The 18,412-nt window shown below is 45.4% G+C and carries 14 protein-coding genes; 11 read left to right on the plus strand and 3 right to left on the minus strand.

Annotated elements, in window-relative coordinates; all coding sequences use genetic code 11:
• Window positions 1–3 precede the first annotated feature (3 nt).
• The 7 genes from rplQ to cysM all read left to right on the plus strand — a co-directional run bounded on the left by rplQ (window position 4) and on the right by cysM (window position 5,790).
• Window positions 4–534 carry a 50S ribosomal protein L17 gene (rplQ, locus tag G458_RS0118875; protein ID WP_026953290.1) on the plus strand — a complete coding sequence of 177 codons (531 nt, stop codon included), beginning with the start codon at window positions 4–6 and terminating at the stop codon, window positions 532–534.
• 114 nt (window positions 535–648) lie between these two features.
• A complete protein-coding gene (gene carA / locus G458_RS0118880) occupies window positions 649–1,746 on the plus strand; it encodes a glutamine-hydrolyzing carbamoyl-phosphate synthase small subunit (protein ID WP_026953291.1) in 1,098 nt (365 codons plus the stop codon).
• Window positions 1,747–1,768: 22 nt separating this feature from the next.
• Window positions 1,769–3,052 (plus strand): phosphopyruvate hydratase, encoded by a 1,284-nt coding sequence (gene eno / locus G458_RS0118885; protein WP_026953292.1) that lies wholly within the window; start codon window positions 1,769–1,771, stop codon window positions 3,050–3,052.
• Window positions 3,053–3,244: 192 nt separating this feature from the next.
• Complete coding sequence (locus G458_RS0118895) at window positions 3,245–3,532, plus strand: FtsB family cell division protein (RefSeq protein WP_026953293.1); 288 nt, start codon at window positions 3,245–3,247, stop codon at window positions 3,530–3,532.
• On the plus strand, window positions 3,513–4,061 hold the full coding sequence (locus tag G458_RS0118900; protein WP_026953294.1) for a hypothetical protein: 549 nt from the start codon (window positions 3,513–3,515) through the stop codon (window positions 4,059–4,061). The genes G458_RS0118895 and G458_RS0118900 overlap by 20 nt, the downstream gene beginning before the upstream one ends.
• A gap of 18 nt (window positions 4,062–4,079) precedes the next feature.
• Complete coding sequence (gene epsC, locus G458_RS0118905) at window positions 4,080–4,925, plus strand: serine O-acetyltransferase EpsC (protein ID WP_026953295.1); 846 nt, start codon at window positions 4,080–4,082, stop codon at window positions 4,923–4,925.
• Window positions 4,912–5,790: a cysteine synthase CysM gene (cysM, locus tag G458_RS0118910; protein WP_026953296.1), complete on the plus strand. Its 879-nt coding sequence runs from the start codon at window positions 4,912–4,914 to the stop codon at window positions 5,788–5,790. Before epsC ends, cysM begins: the two co-directional genes overlap by 14 nt.
• A gap of 932 nt (window positions 5,791–6,722) precedes the next feature.
• On the opposite strand, the gene G458_RS0118920 is transcribed toward cysM, so the two are convergent.
• Window positions 6,723–7,634 carry a sugar phosphate isomerase/epimerase family protein gene (locus tag G458_RS0118920; RefSeq protein WP_035468479.1) on the minus strand — a complete coding sequence of 304 codons (912 nt, stop codon included), beginning with the start codon at window positions 7,632–7,634 and terminating at the stop codon, window positions 6,723–6,725.
• A 194-nt stretch (window positions 7,635–7,828) separates the two neighbouring features.
• On the opposite strand from G458_RS0118920, the gene G458_RS21180 reads away from it, so the two are divergent.
• Genes G458_RS21180 through G458_RS0118940 form a run of 4 tightly spaced genes read left to right on the plus strand, consistent with a single transcriptional unit; the run spans window position 7,829 to window position 13,913 of the window.
• Window positions 7,829–8,431 carry a hypothetical protein gene (locus tag G458_RS21180; RefSeq protein ID WP_157359860.1) on the plus strand — a complete coding sequence of 201 codons (603 nt, stop codon included), beginning with the start codon at window positions 7,829–7,831 and terminating at the stop codon, window positions 8,429–8,431.
• A gap of 7 nt (window positions 8,432–8,438) precedes the next feature.
• Window positions 8,439–11,156 (plus strand): TonB-dependent receptor, encoded by a 2,718-nt coding sequence (locus G458_RS0118930; protein ID WP_026953298.1) that lies wholly within the window; start codon window positions 8,439–8,441, stop codon window positions 11,154–11,156.
• The gene (locus G458_RS0118935) at window positions 11,156–12,304 is read left to right on the plus strand and encodes a DUF4249 domain-containing protein (protein ID WP_026953299.1); all 1,149 of its coding nucleotides are present in this window, start codon (window positions 11,156–11,158) and stop codon (window positions 12,302–12,304) included. The genes G458_RS0118930 and G458_RS0118935 overlap by 1 nt, the downstream gene beginning before the upstream one ends.
• On the plus strand, window positions 12,297–13,913 hold the full coding sequence (locus G458_RS0118940) for a hypothetical protein (protein ID WP_026953300.1): 1,617 nt from the start codon (window positions 12,297–12,299) through the stop codon (window positions 13,911–13,913). Before G458_RS0118935 ends, G458_RS0118940 begins: the two co-directional genes overlap by 8 nt.
• Here G458_RS0118940 and G458_RS0118945 read toward each other — a convergent pair whose 3' ends face one another.
• Together G458_RS0118945 and G458_RS0118950 are read right to left on the minus strand one after the other, a co-directional pair.
• Window positions 13,914–15,569 carry a mechanosensitive ion channel family protein gene (locus G458_RS0118945; RefSeq protein ID WP_026953301.1) on the minus strand — a complete coding sequence of 552 codons (1,656 nt, stop codon included), beginning with the start codon at window positions 15,567–15,569 and terminating at the stop codon, window positions 13,914–13,916.
• Window positions 15,570–15,635: 66 nt separating this feature from the next.
• Entirely contained in the window at window positions 15,636–18,335 is a 2,700-nt protein-coding gene (locus G458_RS0118950; RefSeq protein WP_157359862.1) for a hypothetical protein, read from the minus strand.
• Window positions 18,336–18,412: the final 77 nt, after the last annotated feature.

The following is an 18,412-nucleotide window of genomic DNA, read 5'->3' on the forward strand; positions in this document are numbered from 1 at the left end:
ACAATGAGACACGGTAAGAAATTTAACCACCTTGGTAGAACAGCCTCACACAGAAAGGCTATGCTCTCCAACATGGCAACTTCCCTCATTCTTCACAAGCGTATTTCCACCACGCTTGCCAAGGCTAAAGAATTGAAGAAGTTTGTAGAACCTCTGGTAACCAGAGCTAAAGAAGATACAACACACAACAGACGTGTAGCTTTCTCCTACCTTAAAAGCAAAGAGGCTATCAAAGCCCTTTTCGGTGAGGTGATCGAGAAAGTTGGCACCCGTCCAGGTGGATATACCAGAATTATCAAAACTGGTTTCCGTCTAGGTGACAATGCTGAGATGTGTATCATTGAATTGGTTGACTTCAACGAATTGATGTTGAAAGATGCTAAGCCAGCTAAGAAGACTACTAGAAGATCCAGAAGATCAACTGGTAAAGCAGAAGCTACTGAAGCACCTGCTGCAGCTCCTGTAGCTGAAGCAAAAGCTGAAGAGCCTAGCGCTCCTGAAGCATCTACTGAAGGCGAAAACGAAGAAAAATAATTGAATCGCTATTCAAATATCAAAAGGATTGGACTTCTGTTCAATCCTTTTTTTATATCTATTTCCTTATCCTCCTCCCAAGTTTTGGTTAACTTTGGGCAATCCTAAACTACAATGATAAAAAAGAAAGCAACTCTTCTTTTGGCTGACGGGACAGTGTTTCATGGTTCCCTAATCGGCAATCCAGGAACCAATGGCGGAGAAATCTGCTTTAACACCGGAATGACTGGATATCAGGAAATTTACACCGATCCGTCTTACACCGGACAAATAGTGGTGACCACCACTTCCCATATTGGAAACTATGGGGTCCACGCCGAAGAAGTCGAGTCTGATCACCCTTGCGTGGCAGGTATTGTGGTCAACAGTTTCTCCGAAATCCACTCCCGATTGGATGCCTCCGGCACCCTCCAAGAATACCTTGTCAAATACGGTATCACAGGTATTGCTGACATTGATACCCGGAAGCTGGTAAGACACCTCAGAACAAAAGGAGCAATGAATGCAATCATCAGTTCTGAATTTGAAGGTGATTTGGAAGGTCTCAAGAAAGAGCTGGCCAAAGTTCCCGACATGAATGGATTGGAGCTTTCTTCCACAGTTTGTACCCAAGAACCCTATTTCTTCGGAGATGAAAATGCTCCCGTGAAAGTGGCTTGTTTAGACTTCGGAATCAAAAAGAATATTCTTAGAAATCTTGCTTCCAGAGGCGTGTACTGCAAAGTATATCCTGCCAAAACCAAACTGGCAGAAATGGAAGCATGGGCTCCTCAGGCTTACTTCCTTTCCAACGGTCCCGGCGACCCCGCGGTAATGGAATATGCGGTGGACACTGTCAAAGACATCTTGGAAACTGGAAAACCAGTATTCGGAATCTGCTTAGGACATCAGCTTTTGGCAGAAGCAGTAGGGATCAAAACCTACAAAATGCACCACGGACACCGAGGCTTGAACCATCCGATCAAGAATCTTTTGACCGGAAAAAGTGAAATCACTTCCCAAAATCACGGCTTCAATGTAGTCAGAGAAGATACTGAGAAGAATGACCAGGTAGAAATTACCCACGTTCACCTCAACGATAATACTGTTGCCGGAATCCGACTGAAAAACAAGCCAGCTTTTTCTGTTCAATACCACCCGGAATCATCCCCTGGACCTCATGACTCCAGATATCTATTTGATGATTTTATTTCCATGATCAACAACAACTAATTCTAATAAACCTTTTAAAACTATGACCCTTATTCAATCAATTCATGCAAGACAAATCCTGGATTCCAGAGGTAACCCAACCGTGGAAGTGGATGTAGTAACCGAAAATGGTGCTTTTGGCCGTGCGGCCGTGCCTAGCGGTGCTTCTACCGGGGTTAATGAAGCAGTAGAACTACGAGACGGAGACAAAAGCAGATACTTAGGCAAAGGCGTATTGAAAGCCGTTGCTAATGTCAATGAACTCATCGCTCCTGAATTGGTAGGGATGGACGTATTTGAGCAAAATACCATCGACCAGATCATGATTGATTTGGACGGTACTCCTACCAAAAGCAAACTAGGTGCAAATGCAATCTTGGGTGTTTCTCTAGCTGTCGCAAAAGCTGCCGCAATGGAGTCAGGCCAGCCGCTTTACCGTTATATCGGTGGAGTGAATGCCAATACCCTTCCTGTTCCCATGTTGAATATCATCAACGGTGGATCTCACTCTGATGCTCCTATCGCATTCCAGGAATTCATGGTAAGACCTGTAGGTGCTCCAAGCTTCTCTGAGGCGATCCGAATGGGTGCTGAGATTTTCCATAGCCTGAAGAAAATCCTTCATGACAAAAACCTCAGCACAGCTGTAGGGGATGAAGGTGGATTCGCTCCAAATTTCTCCGGAGGAACTGAGGAAGCTTTGGCTTGCATCTTGGACGCCATTTCAAAAGCCGGATACAAAGCAGGTGAAGACGTGACCATTGCATTGGATTGTGCTTCTTCTGAATTCTTTAAGGACGGAAAATACGATTACTCTAAGTTTGAAGGTCCTACTGGTAAGGTGAGATCTATCGAAGAGCAAGTGGCTTACTTGGCCGAATTGACTGAAAAATATCCAATCGATTCTATCGAAGACGGATGTGCTGAAGAAGATTGGACTGGCTGGGCGATGTTGACTGCTAAAATCGGAGATAGAGTGCAGTTGGTCGGTGATGACCTTTTCGTGACCAACGTGAAGTTCTTGAAGAGAGGTATCGAAGAGAAATCCGCCAATTCCATCTTGGTAAAAGTAAATCAAATCGGGACCTTGACCGAGACTTTGAATGCCGTAAATCTTGCTCACAAAGCTGGATTCACAGCAGTAATGTCTCACAGATCCGGTGAAACTGAAGATTCTACCATCGCGGATTTGGCAGTAGCAACCAACTGTGGACAGATCAAAACAGGTTCTGCCTCCAGATCTGACCGTATGGCCAAATACAACCAATTGCTCAGAATCGAAGAGCAACTGGGCGAATCAGCTGTATTCAAAGGAAGATTGAAATAATCTCAACAATATTTCTACAAAGGCAGCTTCAGAAACGGGGCTGCCTTTTTTCTTGCACCATTTTTGTAACTTCCTTTTACCAATCGATTTCTAAAAGATCGAATCTTGGAAAAAAGACCCTTGCTATGGGTGCTTTTCCAAAGTACTTTCCGGTGATGATCGAAGTGATCCATAAAAGTCAATTCTTCACAGATGAAAAAGCTCTTTAAATACAGCAGTAATTTTTATGTAGTGGCTACCCTATTCTTTTTATTCTGGATGATTTTCATCGATTCCAATAACCTTGTCAATCAAATCCGTTTAAGTAAGAAGCTTTGGGATCTGGAAAACCAAAAGGAGTTTTACCATGAAAAAAAGGCTCAAATCAAAGCGGAGAGAGAGGCTTTGATGAGCAATCCAGAGCTTCTGGAGAAATTCGCCCGCGAGAGATATTTCATGAAAAAGCAAACAGAAGACCTTTATGTTGTTGTCCAAAAGTAAAGCATTCCTACTTGTTCTCTTTTTAGTTTCCCTGGCTCATTCTGCCACCTTTGCGCAGCGGGAAATCAGCAGGGACTCGGTTTCATTTAAAGACAGAGTTTACTTTGGAGGGAATCTAGGGATGCAATTTGGAGGCTTGACTTTTATCGATATTTCTCCTTTAGTCGGAGTAATGATCACCCCAAAACTTTCCAGTGGAGTAGGATTGACCTACCAATATTACGATGACAACCGATTTTTTGGAGCCAACGGCTCATCCTATGGAGGACGCGTATTTGGTAGATACAATGTCTTACCCAATATTTTTGCCCATGCAGAATATGAAAAAATCAATTGGAATAGATACAGCCAAACAGATTTAGACTTTCGAAGAACCTGGGCCAATGCCTTATTTGTGGGTGGAGGCTACTTTGCCCCCTTTGGAAATAGGGGAGGGGCCAATTTCACTTTCCTTTACAATGTCCTTTACGATAGGCAAACTTCCTACTATGCTGAACCATATGTGATTCGAGTGGGTTTTGTGCTGTAAAGACCTAGCCTCAAACCTATGAATTCCCTTGTTTCAAAAATTTACCAAGCACACCAAGAGTGCTCGGATTGCCCATCTCCCAAAGTAATCCAACAGTTTTTTGAAGAAACTTTGGGCTTGCTCTTCCCCGAGTACGCCCTTCAGAAAGCAAAGTCTGAAGAGGAAGTTTCTGCCAGATTGACTTTGTTGAAAGAAACCCTGGCAGCAATTCTCAACCGTAATAAGCACCTTCATCAGGGAGAAGGGAGCCAGATTGCCTTGGAGTTTTTCCAAAAACTTGAAACAGTCTTCGATTGGGTGCACCAAGATGTGCAAGCCATGTTTGAGGGAGATCCTGCGGCTAAGTCTAAAACGGAGATTTTGCGCAGCTATCCTGGATTTTATGCCATCGCTGCCTACCGAATCGCAAACGTTCTCCATCAGCAAGGGGTCAAGCTGATCCCGAGAATGATTACCGAACTCGCACACAGCCGTACCGGGATTGATATTCACCCTGGGGCTACCATTGGGCAGTTTTTCTGCATCGATCATGGGACAGGGGTGGTTATCGGGGAGACAACCCTCATCGGGAATCACGTGAAAATCTACCAAGGCGTAACTCTGGGAGCCTTGAGTGTGGATAAGGCTGATGCCGATGTCAAGCGTCACCCGACGATTGAAGATCACGTGGTGATTTACGCAGGAGCTACCATTTTGGGCGGAAAAACCATTGTGGGGAAAAATTCTACCATTGGTGGGAATGTCTGGCTAACCAAGTCTGTTCCGGCTAATTCCAAGGTCTATTACCAAACTCAGATCCATCACGAAGATGGCTTGGTGACTGACCGCTATGTATTTAAAAATGATTTCGATGAGACTCTTTGAACTGATAGGCAATACCCCACAGGTGGAATTGGAACATATTCCCACCAATCCCAAAGTGAAAATCTACTGCAAGCTGGAAGGCCAAAACCCGGGAGGAAGTGTCAAAGACCGGGCAGCTTACAACATGCTCCGCTCAGCTCTGGACCGTGGAGATATTCGGAAAGGTGACAAGCTCGTGGAAGCGACCAGCGGAAATACAGGGATTGCCCTGGCCATGGTCGCCAAAGTCCTCGGCCTGGACATGACCCTGATCATGCCGGATAATTCTACCAAAGAACGGGTGCTTTCCATGGAAGCTTATGGAGCCAAAGTGATCTTGACCCCTGCAGCGAAAACCATAGAATATTCCCGTACACTGGCGGAAGAAATGAATGCCCAAGAAGGCTACTACATGCTCAACCAGTTTGCCAATCCGGATAATTACTTAGCGCATTACAAGACTACCGGGCCTGAGATCTGGAAAGACACGGATGGCAAAATCACCCATTTTGTCTCAGCCATGGGAACTACAGGAACCATCATGGGAGTGTCTCGATTTTTGAAAGAAATGAACCCTAATATTCAGATTGTAGGGACTCAGCCTACAGATGGATCTAGTATTCCGGGGATTCGCCGATGGTCTCCGGAGTTTTTGCCGGCGATTTTTGAAAAGGAACGGGTGGACCGGGTAATCGACGTGTCCCAAGATCAGGCCACGGAGATGACCCGAAGAATGGCCAAAGAAGAAGGCATCTTGGCCGGAATGAGCAGTGGAGGAGCTCTTCACGCTGCGATTGAACTGTCCAAAGAACTCGAAGAAGGGGTAATCGTCTGCATTACCTGCGACCGGGGAGACCGGTACCTGAGCTCGGATTTGTTTGGGTGAGGGGGGATTGAAAGATTTTTAAATTGGAAGAGTGGAAAATTGGCCACAAAGACACGAAATAGGATTAATTGAGAATTAGGAATTAGGAATTAGGAATGGAAACGTATGCCCAAAACTCCCCCTTGACAAGGGGGCCGGTGGGATTGGTCAACCGGGATACGGATTATTGAAAATGGCCACGAATACGCAAATAAGGATTGTTTGCATTACCCCGGACCTTTTCCTTTCGTCCCTACGGGACTAATTCAGCATATTGTTATAGCTAGATTTCAATTTCAAAGAGTAATTTTCCCGAGTTCAGTAGTGTCCTGAAAAGGATAATTCGAAATAAATATCCTTTAAAAGTGCTTTAAGGTACAAACTCAAGTTTCGTTAATCTCTAGCGTGAAATATCGCTAACAATTGTGCCGTTAGGCACAAAAGCTTGGTAGCACAAAAGCCTATCCATACCTTGTTGGACTAAAAAGGTGCAAGCGTGAACCAAAAAGCCTCAGCATTGGACCAAAAAGGCGCAGCCTTCGAGCAAAAAGCCTCAACGATGGACCTCAAAGGCGGAGCGTTGGACCAAAAAGACTTAACGTCGGAGTTAAAAGGTGGAACCTAGGAACAAAATGGTTCAAGGCCGGACCAAAAAGGTGCAACGTTGAACCAAAAAGGCGCAAGCGTGGAGTAAAAAGGTCCAACGATGGGGTATTGAAGTGGGAGGGGGGACTTGGGAAGTACCCCCTTTGGATAAGAATGCGGAATTACAAATTTCGGAAAATATAAAAGCGGAGTTTCAAACTCCGCTTAGGTAAAAATTCAACTCCTAGGTGGGTTTCAAACTCCGCTTAGGCATGCATTCAACTCCTAGTGAGGGAAAACTTGAGCATCAACCCTACTCATCCCCTCGAAATTCGTAAATCAAAACTTGTACTGAGCCTGTCGAAGTATCAAAAATATCTTTTCATCTTCTCCAATCCCTCTTTCACCACCACTCCTGCATCCATGGCATAGTAGGTAGGATTAAAGAGTTCCAGGGAAAGGATAATTTCCCCGCCTTTGGCCTTGAGGGTATTGGCCAATTCTTGCATAGGAGCAGCGCCGTCTCCGGGCATCACCCGGTCCTTGTCCTGCTGCTCCAGTCTTGGAATCGAAGCGGGTACATCGTTCATGTGAAATATATCAATCGCCTGCCCATCGAGCATTTTCATGCCTTCAAATCCTGAACCTCCCCGAAACAGGTGATACACATCGGCCAGAATTTTGGCGTCTTTGTCATCTGCCACAGCAGCCACCATCATAGCTTGCCCCAAATGATGAAAGGAGGGAAATGCTCCCCAAAACTCCAGCTGAGGCATGACTCCGGTTTTTCTTCCCAGTTCCAACAATCGCTTGTATTTTTCCCCGGCCTGCATCAGATCCAAGGGAGCCTCCGTTCCAATGGCCGGGGCAGCCACCCGTGGACAACCCAAGTCTGCCAAAATCCCCATTTCTTTTTCCATTTGAGCAAATCCAATTTTGCTCTTCTCTGCATCCTGAGCCATCCAGGTCGGAAAACCGATGCAGTCAAAAAACTCCAATCTGGCATCTGAAGCCAGCTTTTTCAGAGAAGCCAAGCTTTTTCCAGAATCCAAATACCCCTGAATTTCCATCATCCAAGGTTCGAAGCCATCGTACCCGGCACGGGCAGCCAGCTCGATGATTTCGGGAAGACTTAGCTTTTGACCCCGAATCGTGCTGGTATTGAGAGAGAATTTGAACTTACTTGCTTTTTTGGGCTCAGCATAGGAGGAGACGGAAGAGGAGGCTAAGGCCAGTGGGGTAAGGGCAAGGGATTTGAGGAGGTTTCTTCGGGTGGTCATGAGGTTTGAGTTTAGTATTTAATCCACTTAAAGGCCAAAATTGACCATTTAAACATATTTTTTGGAAAAGGCATCTAAGCTGATTTTCCGTCGTATTTTTCGGGATGGGTAAAATAATATTTTTCTTTTTCTCAGTTTCCTTTTTTGTTTGCAAAGGTTTGTTCGCTCAGGTAGCTGGTAAGAATCTGGCCTTTTTGCCCGAATACCAAGAAGAATTTCCCCATTTCCAGGAGCTGATTACCGGAGGGCAATATGCAGAGCCTTCCAGACTCATCGAAGGCGATCCCTATTATTTTTCCCGACAATTTGAAAAGGGCAGCCTTTCCATCAATGGCATCATCTATCCCGAAGTACCTCTTTTGTATGACATTTACCGGGATCAGGTAGTGACCTTCCATCCGGTGTTCAACCGCAAAATCCTGATTAAGCCTGAGAAAATCGACGGGTTTACCCTCGGCAATGGAGCCGGTTTTCGGCAATTTTCAGGAAATGAAGGATATGCCAAGAACGGAAACGGAATCTATCAGGTCCTCGGAGAAGGCGAATTTACTGCCTTGGCGAAGCGGTATAAAACTACCAAACCCCTGCGGGAAATGTCCAAGTTCGATGAAGTTTACCTGATCAAGGAGGATTATTTCCTCTGGAAAAACGGGAAATTTTTTCCGGTTCAGAAGTCAAAACAAGCCTTCGAAATCCTGGGGCTGGAAAAGAAAACGATCAAGAAAGAGCTTAAATCCCAACAGCTCAATTTCAAACAGGATCCGGATTCATTTTTAAGATTTTTAGTCCAGCTCTAGTCCTAGCATGAAGCAGAAATTACTCCTTTTGTTTTCCTTTTTTCTTTCTTGCCACATGCTTTTTGGCCAAGAGGCAGACCGTATTTCCGGATTTTTTCCGGGAACGAGTTTCAGCAGATTTGTGGAGCTGGTGGAGGAGCAGACATCCTACCGCTTTTACTTCAAGGAATCTGAGCTTAGTGAGATTACAGTCAATTTACAGGCAAACCGGGACAGGCTGGAAGATGTCTTGGGAGTGATTTTTGCCAAGACCAATTTTAAATTTTCCATCTCTAGTCAAAAGGAGGTGTTTATTTCCAAAGGGGAAAAGCTGCTGGTCAGTTTTCCTCCGGATTATCTCCTTCGAACCCAAACTCAAAACGGTACTTCCTTGATTCAGGATGAGTTTGTGAGAAATCGACGGTACACCTTAGGCACGCCTGGGCCCGGAAGAGAGGCCAAGATCTCCGGGACGATTCTAAGTTTGGAAAACCAAAAGCCGATCGAAGGGGCAATCGTTTTTGAAAAAGAAAGTCAGCGCCAGACCATCACCAACCGGGAAGGGAAATACGAAATCACACTTCCAAAGGGAAATCAGACGCTTTTGATTCAAAATATCGGGGGCTACACCGAGCAGCGGCTATTGGATATTCAAGGAGATGCGGGTTTGGATATTACCATTGGAGAGGGAGTATTTTCTCTCAATGAAGTCGTAGTCCGCTCGGGAGCTTTATCCAATGTCAGCAGACCAGAGATGGGCGTGCAGACCTTAAGTGTGCAACAGATGCGGAAGCTGCCGGCGGTGATGGGTGAAGTGGATATCATCCGGGGCATCCTGACCATGCCAGGAGTGAATACTGCCGGAGAAGCGAGTGTGGGCTTTAATGTGCGCGGAGGTGCTGCCGACCAAAATCTGATCCTTTTGGATCAAAACACGCTTTTTAATCCTTCCCATTTGTTTGGCTTTTTCTCCGCGGTGAATTCGGATATGGTATCCGGGGTGGAACTGTATAAGGCCGGAATTCCGGTGAGTTATGGCGGGAGGCTGTCCTCGGTGCTCCAGGTGAGCCCCAAAAAGGGGAGGTCAGACAAGATTGGAGGATCTGGAGGAATAGGTCCGATGACCAGCCGGTTGAGCTTAGAGGGTCCCTTGGGCGAAAAAACGACTTTTGTATTGGGCAGCCGGATGACCTATTCGGATTGGCTCTTGGATTACTTGGAAGACAAAGCGGACTTGGGAGCTTCCCGAGCCTATTTTGGGGACTACAATGTCACGATTCACCACCAGATCGGGGAAAAGGATCAGCTTCGGATGTCTGGATATTACAGCAAGGATAGATTTCAGTTTGATCCGGATACGGTTTACAGCTATTCCAATTTGAATTATGCCTTGACTTGGACGCATTATTTCAATGAGCAGGTGGAGGGGAATTTTTCAATCGGGCAGGACCGCTATGATTTTAATGTCCTGGGAAAAGACAATCCGCTCAATTCTTATTCCTATGGATTTGAAATTCAACAGCGTTTTCTGAAGGCCCAATTCCGTCAGGACTTGGGAGATCGGCATATTTTGAATTATGGGTTTCATGGGATTTTATATGATTTGAATCCGGGAAAAATTGATCCATTTGGAGCAGAAAGTATCGTGAATCCTGATTTTGTGCCAAAGGAAAAAGGAGTAGAGGCTTCTCTTTTCTTGGGAGATGAATTTGAAGTCAATGAGCAGCTTTCCCTCAGCGGAGGAGTTCGTCTCAATTGGTTTGGCAACTTTGGACCCCAGACCTTGCCGGTCTATGCCCCGGGGGAAGCATTCTTTCCGGAGAATATCATCGGCGAAACTTCCTATGAAAGTGGCAATTTGATCCAGTCTTACTTGGGTCCAGAGCTCAGGCTTTCGGGTAGATATGCCTTAAACAACTGGTCCTCGATCAAGGCTGGTGTCAATACCATGCGTCAAAATATTCACCTGTTGAGCAATTCCTCAGTGATCACCCCGACAGATACCTGGAAGCTCAGTGATGCTTTTCTCAGGCCTCAGACTGGGATTCAATATGCCTTGGGGTATTTCAGAAATTTGGCCAACAATGCCATTGAGTTTTCCGGAGAGGTTTATTTCCGCAACATGAGAAATGTGCTGGATTACCGTTCAGGAGCTACGTTGGTATTGAATGACAGAATTGAGCAGGATGTATTGGTGACTCAGGGAAAGGCCTATGGATTGGAGCTTTACCTGAAAAAAGTGACTGGCAGACTGAATGGGTCCATTGCCTACACGTACAGCAGATCCTTATTGCAAACGGATCCTTTAGAGAGGAAAGAGCAAATCAACCGGTCGGAATGGTATCCGAGCAATTTTGACCAGCCGCATAATGCCAATTTGGTCTTGAACTACGAGCTCAGCCGACGTGTGAATACCACCCTAGCGGGGAAATATAGTACGGGACGTCCGGTGACTTTGCCCGTGGCGAAGTTTAATTATGGAGGTTCGGAGCGAGTTTACTTTGCCGATCGGAATTCCTTTAGGATTCCGGATTATTTTCGTTTAGATCTTTCGGTCAATTTGGAGGGAAATCACAAGGTGAAAAAAGTAGCTCACGGTTCTTGGTCAGCAGGAGTGTACAATATTCTCGGACGAGACAACGCCTACTCGGTGTACTATGTGCCTGAGGGAGGGAAATTAAAGGGGTATCAGCTTTCCATTTTTGCTGAACCCATTCCATTTATCAGCTATAACTTTAGATTTTGATGCGTAGGGTAGCTTGGATATTTCTTTTGGGTTTTGGCCTTTTCTGGGCCTGTCGGACACCTTTTGATCCGGAAATCCCAAGTTCAGACACCATGATTCTGGTGGTGGAGGGATATTTGGATTCTGAAGGGACCAAAAGTGAACTGAAACTTAGCTGGACCGTTCCTTTGGATGTGGATCCTGATTTGGCGCCAGAAAGAGGAGCCATTGTGATTTTGAGTTCGAGTACCGGAGAGCGTTATCCTTTGGTGGAAAGCAATCCCGGAACCTACGTTTTTCAGCATAATGTCCCAGAACAGAATACCTATGTCTTGGAGATTTTACTCAGAAATGGAGACCGATATCAGTCCAAGCCCATGCGGCCCATCTTGACGCCGGATATCCTTGATGCGGGCTTTGTCAGAGATTCAGAGGGAGTAGAAGTATATGTGACCACTCAGGGTGACCAGAATGCGGATGATTTTCTATGGACTTATGAAGAGACCTGGATCTACAGACCTCGAATCCGGACTACTTACATTTATGATGCATCCATTGGAACAGTCCGAGACCGAACCGAGGCAGAACAGATTGCTCTTTGCTTCAAGTCAGAATCCAACCCTGACATCCTTTTGGAGACCAGTTCAAGGTTCCAGGAACAGGTGGTATTTCGGAAGACTATTGCTGAAATTCCAACCGGGGATGAGCGGATTATGGAGCGATACAGTATTCTGATTTCCCAAAAAGCCATTGAGGAAGAGTCGGTTAAATTCTGGGAAATTTTGAAGAAAAATACCGAGGACATCGGCTCTATATTCAGCCCTTTGCCTTCCCTGATCGGTGGAAATATCCAAAATATGGATAATCCCAATATTCCCGTGATTGGCCAAGTCAGCATGGGAGTGGTCAAGCAGAAAAGGATTTATATCAATCTTTCGGAAGTATCGCCTTGGAATTACCTGGATCCAGCATTCAATGATTGCGTGGTGGATCAAGAGCCTGTTATTTCAGCTAGTTACAAATCAAAGTTTGGAGATGGATCTATCCTTCCTGCTAGGGAATTAATGCAGGGAACCACCATTGTGGCCTACTATCCGACTCCGAGAAGATGTGCTGACTGCACCTTATATGCCTCACGTGTAAAACCAGATTTTTGGAAAGATGAGTAATTCCACGATCCCTAATTCAGGCTTGAAGTTATTTCTGTGCCTGCTGCTCTTTGTTTTTGGAGGGATAGGGAAATCCCCTGCTCAGATTAATTCTTCGGATGGGAAGGTAGAAGAAGTGACATTTTCTATTCCCAAGACGCTTTATTTTCCCGGTGAGAAAATCTGGATAGAGGCAGAAGTGAGCCTTGGACAGAGCCCGAGTCCTTCACAAGTGCTATATGCAGAGTTGGTTGATGCCCAAAATAATTCGGTGGACTATGTGAAAATCCCCCTGAGCTCTGGTAAGGCTTTGAATTTTTTCAACATCAAACCCAGTATTCCCTCCGCAAACTACCTGCTTCGAGTTTATACCCGGATCAGTCCTTATTTGGATTTGGAAAAGGGAATAGCCCAGCAGTTTATCACCATTATCAACCCGAATATCCCTCCCCAAAACGAGGAGAGTTCTCCTGTGTTACCGGAAGTAAGATCCGAAAGGGATTTATCCAAAACAGCTTCTGTAGGCAATTCCTTGCCTTTACCTTCGGGTAAAATTATTTCTTTGGGGCTTTCCATTGCCAATCCCTATCTCATAGAAGAGCAAGTACAGCTTCCCGCCACTCAGACCTATTCCGTTCTCGAGAAACAAGAATTTTACCCCGAGCTTTTTGGTCATATCGTAGAGGTCAAGATCCCCAATCCGGATCCCAACTCAACTTTTTTTCTTTCGGTTCACGGAAAACAAAGCGCCCTTTACACGGACATGCCAGACTCTGAGGGGAAATTGGTTTATGATATCGGAGGCTTGAAAAACTGGAACCGGATGATTATCCAACTGGAAAATGGAGCTGAAATGCCGGGAATTCAGGTGAGCTCTCCGGTCATTAAAACTACTTTCCGGGCTGATTTTCAATTCCCTAGGCTGAGGATTTCTGAAAAGGATTTGCCTATGCTGGAAAAGCTGATCAAAGCCGCGCAGGTGGAGGCGTATTACAAGGAAGTTTATGAGCTGGATTCTATGGAAATTGTCACAGGATTCGTGGCCGATTACACTTACAACTTGGATGATTATACCCGATTTGAGGATGTGGAGACGGTTTTGAGAGAGTATGTCCCAAGCGTGTTGGTCAGGACTAGAGACAAAAGGAAGGAGTTCCGACTTTTGGATGAAGCCGCAAAAAGGCAGTTTGACGCCAATCCCTTGATTTTGGTAGATGCCATGCCGGTGTTTGACTCAGACCTATTGGCAAGTTTCAATCCCAAATTTATGCAAAAGCTGGAGGTGCTTAATCGGGAGTTTTACCTCAATGAGCGGACCTATCCGGGAGTTCTGAGTTGGACGAGTTATGGAAATAACTTTGGCCTTTTTCCCTTAGCTCCGAGTGCTCGATTTTTTGATTATTTGGGACTGCAACCTTTGGTGGAAATGGATCGAGCTCAGTTTTCCCAGCCTGCCAAAGGAGCTAGGTTTCCGGATTGGAGGACAGTTTTATTTTGGCAAAAAACGCCTGATGGACTTCCCGAAACCCGATTTTCTGAGTTGGAAGGTCTGTTCATTTTCTGGGTTCGAACTCAGGATGAATCAGGGATAACCCATGTTCAGCGAACGTATCTGAACATCCAGCCTTGATCAATTGATCTTTTTGCCGAGCTCTTTACTCAAGAAGTCCCGAAGGTTTTTCTGATAAGCCTCTTGCTCTGGATAATTCGGGATCAGGGCCTTTTTCTCCGGAAAACTCTCCATGTGGAGGGTTTGAGTCGGGAACGCAAAACGCACTCCTAGAGAATTGGCAAGCTTGACAATCTGGATCAGCACTTCATGCCTTGCTCTCAGCTCCTCGCCCCAAGTAGGCAATTCGAAGAAAATGTAGAACATGATGTCCTGACTGTAGGCCGATAGATTGTTGAAATACACATGGAAAAGATCCTTTCGAGTATCCGGATGTGCCAAGACGATCTCTCTCAATCCCTGGACAAAAGCATCGATGAGTTGTGGAGGAGTGTCATAGGTCACGGTCAGGGTGGTGAAAAATCTTCGATAGACTCTCAGCCCATGGTTGTCCACCACGGAATCTGCGATTTTTCCATTGGGCACATACATGACAGAATTCCGAAAAGTCCGGATACGGGTGGAGCGGAAGCCCACCTCTTCTACAGTGCCATCAATATCTCCCGAAGTCACCCAGTCGCCTACTTGGAATGGCTTGTCGATGAAGATCATGATGGAGCCGAAGAAGTTTTTGATGGTATCCTGAGCGGCCAAGGCAATTGCCACACCACCAATGGAAAGTCCGGTAAGGAAAGGGATAATGTCAAAATTCAGTCCGTCTCTGAGGATAAAAAGCGTCCCGACCAAGATGACCAATGCTTTGAGGGTTTTCCTGACCAAAGGAACCAGCTGGTCATCCAGAGTAGATTCGGTTTTAGTCGCCAGATGTTGGAAATACGCCGCGATGATATCGACGATTTTGTAAAAAATCACCGTGATCAGGAATGGCTTCAGGGTGTTGAAAATGATGACAATCCAAGCCCAAATTTCTGCAGGTAGCTGAAGAACTCTCATCAAAAGGGACAAGACTACTACGATCAGGTAAAAGCTGGTGATTTTGGCGATGGGGAGGAGGTAGTTTTCCCCGATGTAGCCATATCCTAGTTTTTTGAGCAGGTAAATAAGCCCCCTATCCACCAAAAAGGTAAAGACCATGTGAGCCAGAAAGGTGAAAAGGATCAGAATGGTCAAGCCAAAGAGTTGCCAGAGCTGAAGCCCCAGGTATTCATCGGTGCCGATTTTGGGGAGAATATTCAGGAGTTTGGCGGTGCCAAAAGGATAGGTTTCCGAATGGATCCTGTCAATTCTGGAAACAGTATAAGGAGAGAATTTCCATTGCTTTCCGACTTTTTCAAGGAAAATGGAAGGGGCCTTTACCCGGTCAAAGTAAAATCTGGCATCATTGCCTCCTGCAGAATCCAGGTAGTTAGGCTCATTGGGAATTTCACTGGTGTGGATGATAATTCCTTTACCTTCCAAGATCTGCTTGAGCTTTATAGCCAGTTCCCCTTTATTCCCCTTGATATTGGAGAAGTTCATGGCTCTGGCTGCCTCAGTTGGAGAAAAGTTGTCTGCTTCGAGGTAATAAAAAAAGCTGATAGTTGTATGGTACGGAGTGGTCAGATTGACCTCTTCGGGAAGTGGCTCTGGGTTATTTTGATCAACAATAAGCTGAGCTTGGACGATGATTGGAGTTAAAAAAAGGGAAATGACAAGTAGAAAACTTCTGAAAGTCATGGATATTGGGCGAAATGATTCGGTGCAAATTTACTTAATCCCTTTTGGGACCCAAAAAGAATGGGATTAATCCGGCATTAAATACTCGAATAGCTGCTTGCCGGAAATAGTCCGGATTCGGTATTGACTTGTGGAAGGACGGTGAGTGATTTGAATTTTTCCGGTACTTTCTAGTGGAGTTTCAGTGAGTAAGACGCCCTTCAGATCATACAAATACCCGAATCCCTGAACAGGATCTGTCACGGCCAGGATCTTGCGGTTTGCTCCAAAATCATAAAAATTAAACTCCAAATCTTCCCCGGATTGCGGTATTTGGAAAAGAATTTTTTCCTCGGAATCCAAAATTGAGGTCTTGTTGAACTGATGGATAAGAATCAGGTAAGTCAGTCCGGATTGGTCGGAGATCAACTCAAATCGGTCATCCCGGTTTTCTTTGACCAGTTGATTTCGGTAGGTTATTTCTCCACTGAAGCTGGCACTGATCAGCTCTCCTGTTTGGGTAATTCCATGGATGGATTGGCCTTTGTTTTTTCCTTCAGAAGATACCAATAGTGGAGTGCCAATTTCTTTTCCAAACGCAATGGGGCCTCCGGGTTGTTTTTCTCCTCTCCGGTTGAAAAGGTGGTAATTGCCTGATTTTCCCTGAGCGACCATGTAATCACCTTTTGCCACAACACGAATGTGAGCAGGAGCTTGGACTAAGGTTTCCCCGAGTTTGAGAGGATTCCAGCCCTCCAGTTTTTGACCTGTTTTGTCAATAAGCCAGAGGTTTCCAGCCTTGGTAGAAACGAAGTATCGATAATCCTTGGTGTTGTCATAGTCCACCAGATTGAGGTGGGTGATAGATTCATTTCCTACACTCAAAGGGTAACCGGGAAGAGAATTTCCCAGTCGGTCGATTCCGTAGATTTTCTCGGAGGTGGCGAAGAGGAGTTGAATTTTTCCGTTTTTGTAAAAATCAATCTGGAAGGCATCCGAGATCACGGGACCAGAAAGCGGTACTGAATAAACTGTTTCTCCATCAGAGCTGGTCAGATGTAACATGTGGTTCTCATCTTGAATCAGCAGATCTTCAGTATTGTCGTTGAAATTCAGGACAGCCTTTGGGCCATAGACCAGTCTTGATGCAAATGCCACTTTCTGATTAGGGCTGAGGACAAAGGATGGTGGGCCTTTCGTGTCTGCGGCTCGACCTGCCTCGAATGGAATCAAAAGGCTGGTTTCTTTTTTTCCTCCGACTTCATTGATTCGAAAAGTCAGGTAGGGAAAAGATTTAAAAACAGCGCTGTATTTCTGAAGAAAGGAGCTCCATGAGGGATTCGCATTTTTGGTCCACTTACTCCAAATATCCGGGATAAAATAGGTTTTACTGTAGCCTGAGGACGGGTTAATGGATTTGGAGTCTGCGGCGGAAGATCTATTCCAGGTGTTCCCGGACTGGATGTCATCTAGGATCATCTTCATTCCGGAAGCCGAATTGGTCATGACCAAAATTTCTCCGATCAAGGCGATATGGGTCTGCGGGAATCCCGGAAATTTTCCGTTGAAAATATGAGCAGGGAATTCTTCCTCTGGGAAAAACAGGACTTCCTGATCTCGGTAAAAATCCTTGGAATGCCCCTCGGTATCGTTGATGTATTCGCTGAGATAAGCCCAAATCTGCTCCGGGTTGGTCGCACGGGTGTAAAGTGCAAGGTTGTTTTCCTGATTTCCCATGGACTCTAGCTCTAGGAAATACTGCTCTCCGGTGAAATTGTCCAGGAATCCCCGGTCTAAAAGTCGGGCTTGAATCTCTCCACTGACCGTTGACTTGGGAGTGAAGGCCCGGTTTTCAAGTTTCTGGGACTCAAAAATCCCGTCAACATTTATCTGAGTGAGAGAAAGGGTCCGGTTGGAAATCAATTTTTCAAAAGCAGGGAAATTGGCCCTGACCGAAGGAAGAAGGCTTACTTTTTGATCCAAAATTCCAGAGCCTCTAAATACCAGCATGTTTTCCTCGAAGTACAGATTCATCAGGGCGACTTGCTGGTGGGTCGCCATCTCCTGAATCATAGGAGTTTCTTTTTTGGTACCCATCCCCCAAAGGAGTTTGGAAAGACCTTTTGAAGTCAGAATTAACCTCCCTAATCCATCTGGATTCGGATTTGAGTCGCCCAACAAGGCTGCGATGGATTTAGGATTGTCGCTGAGGTACAGCCGGATAGCATCTTCCACCAAAAAAGAGGATGGAGAGATGAGCAGGATATTATTCAAATAGGTAATGGTCCATTTCCGGTTGTTTTCAGGATCAAAGTATTCCCAAATCTCCTGATCGCTGTAGGCTCTGGATTGAAATCTCGATTTCTGAGGGATAGAACTTTTGACCTCCTCAATAAGGTCCAAAGGATTCTTGTTGCCTAAATCGAGGGTAAACAAAAGCTCAAAACTCTCCACTCCAGTGGCATGGTAGCTTAGGGTAATTTTATTGTTTCGTAGGATTTTGGTGACGAAACCTGATTTTCCGGTGAGGCTGTCCAGCGTTACGAGATTGGTGGAAAAATTCTCGAAAGCCGGGAGTTGGGATAGGATTTCCCAGACAGGTTGCTGGATTAACTCATTCCAGGTCTGGTCAGCTTGGGCAGTCTCAAAGGTGAAGGCTGCCTCTGCCGAGATCAGGGATAAATTGTCGATTTTATTTCCGGAAAAATACTTTTGGTAAAGGGTATATCCTCCCCAGGCCCCTGCCAGGACTACTACTAAAACCAATAGACTTTTCCAGATTTTCACTAGGTAATTAAATGGGTGAATAGATTGTGATAATACGAAAAAGACCCAAGAATTGCCTAGTGATGGGCAATCCTTGG

The sequence above is a fragment of the Algoriphagus mannitolivorans DSM 15301 genome (assembly GCF_000429425.1).
Lineage (GTDB): Bacteria > Bacteroidota > Bacteroidia > Cytophagales > Cyclobacteriaceae > Algoriphagus > Algoriphagus mannitolivorans.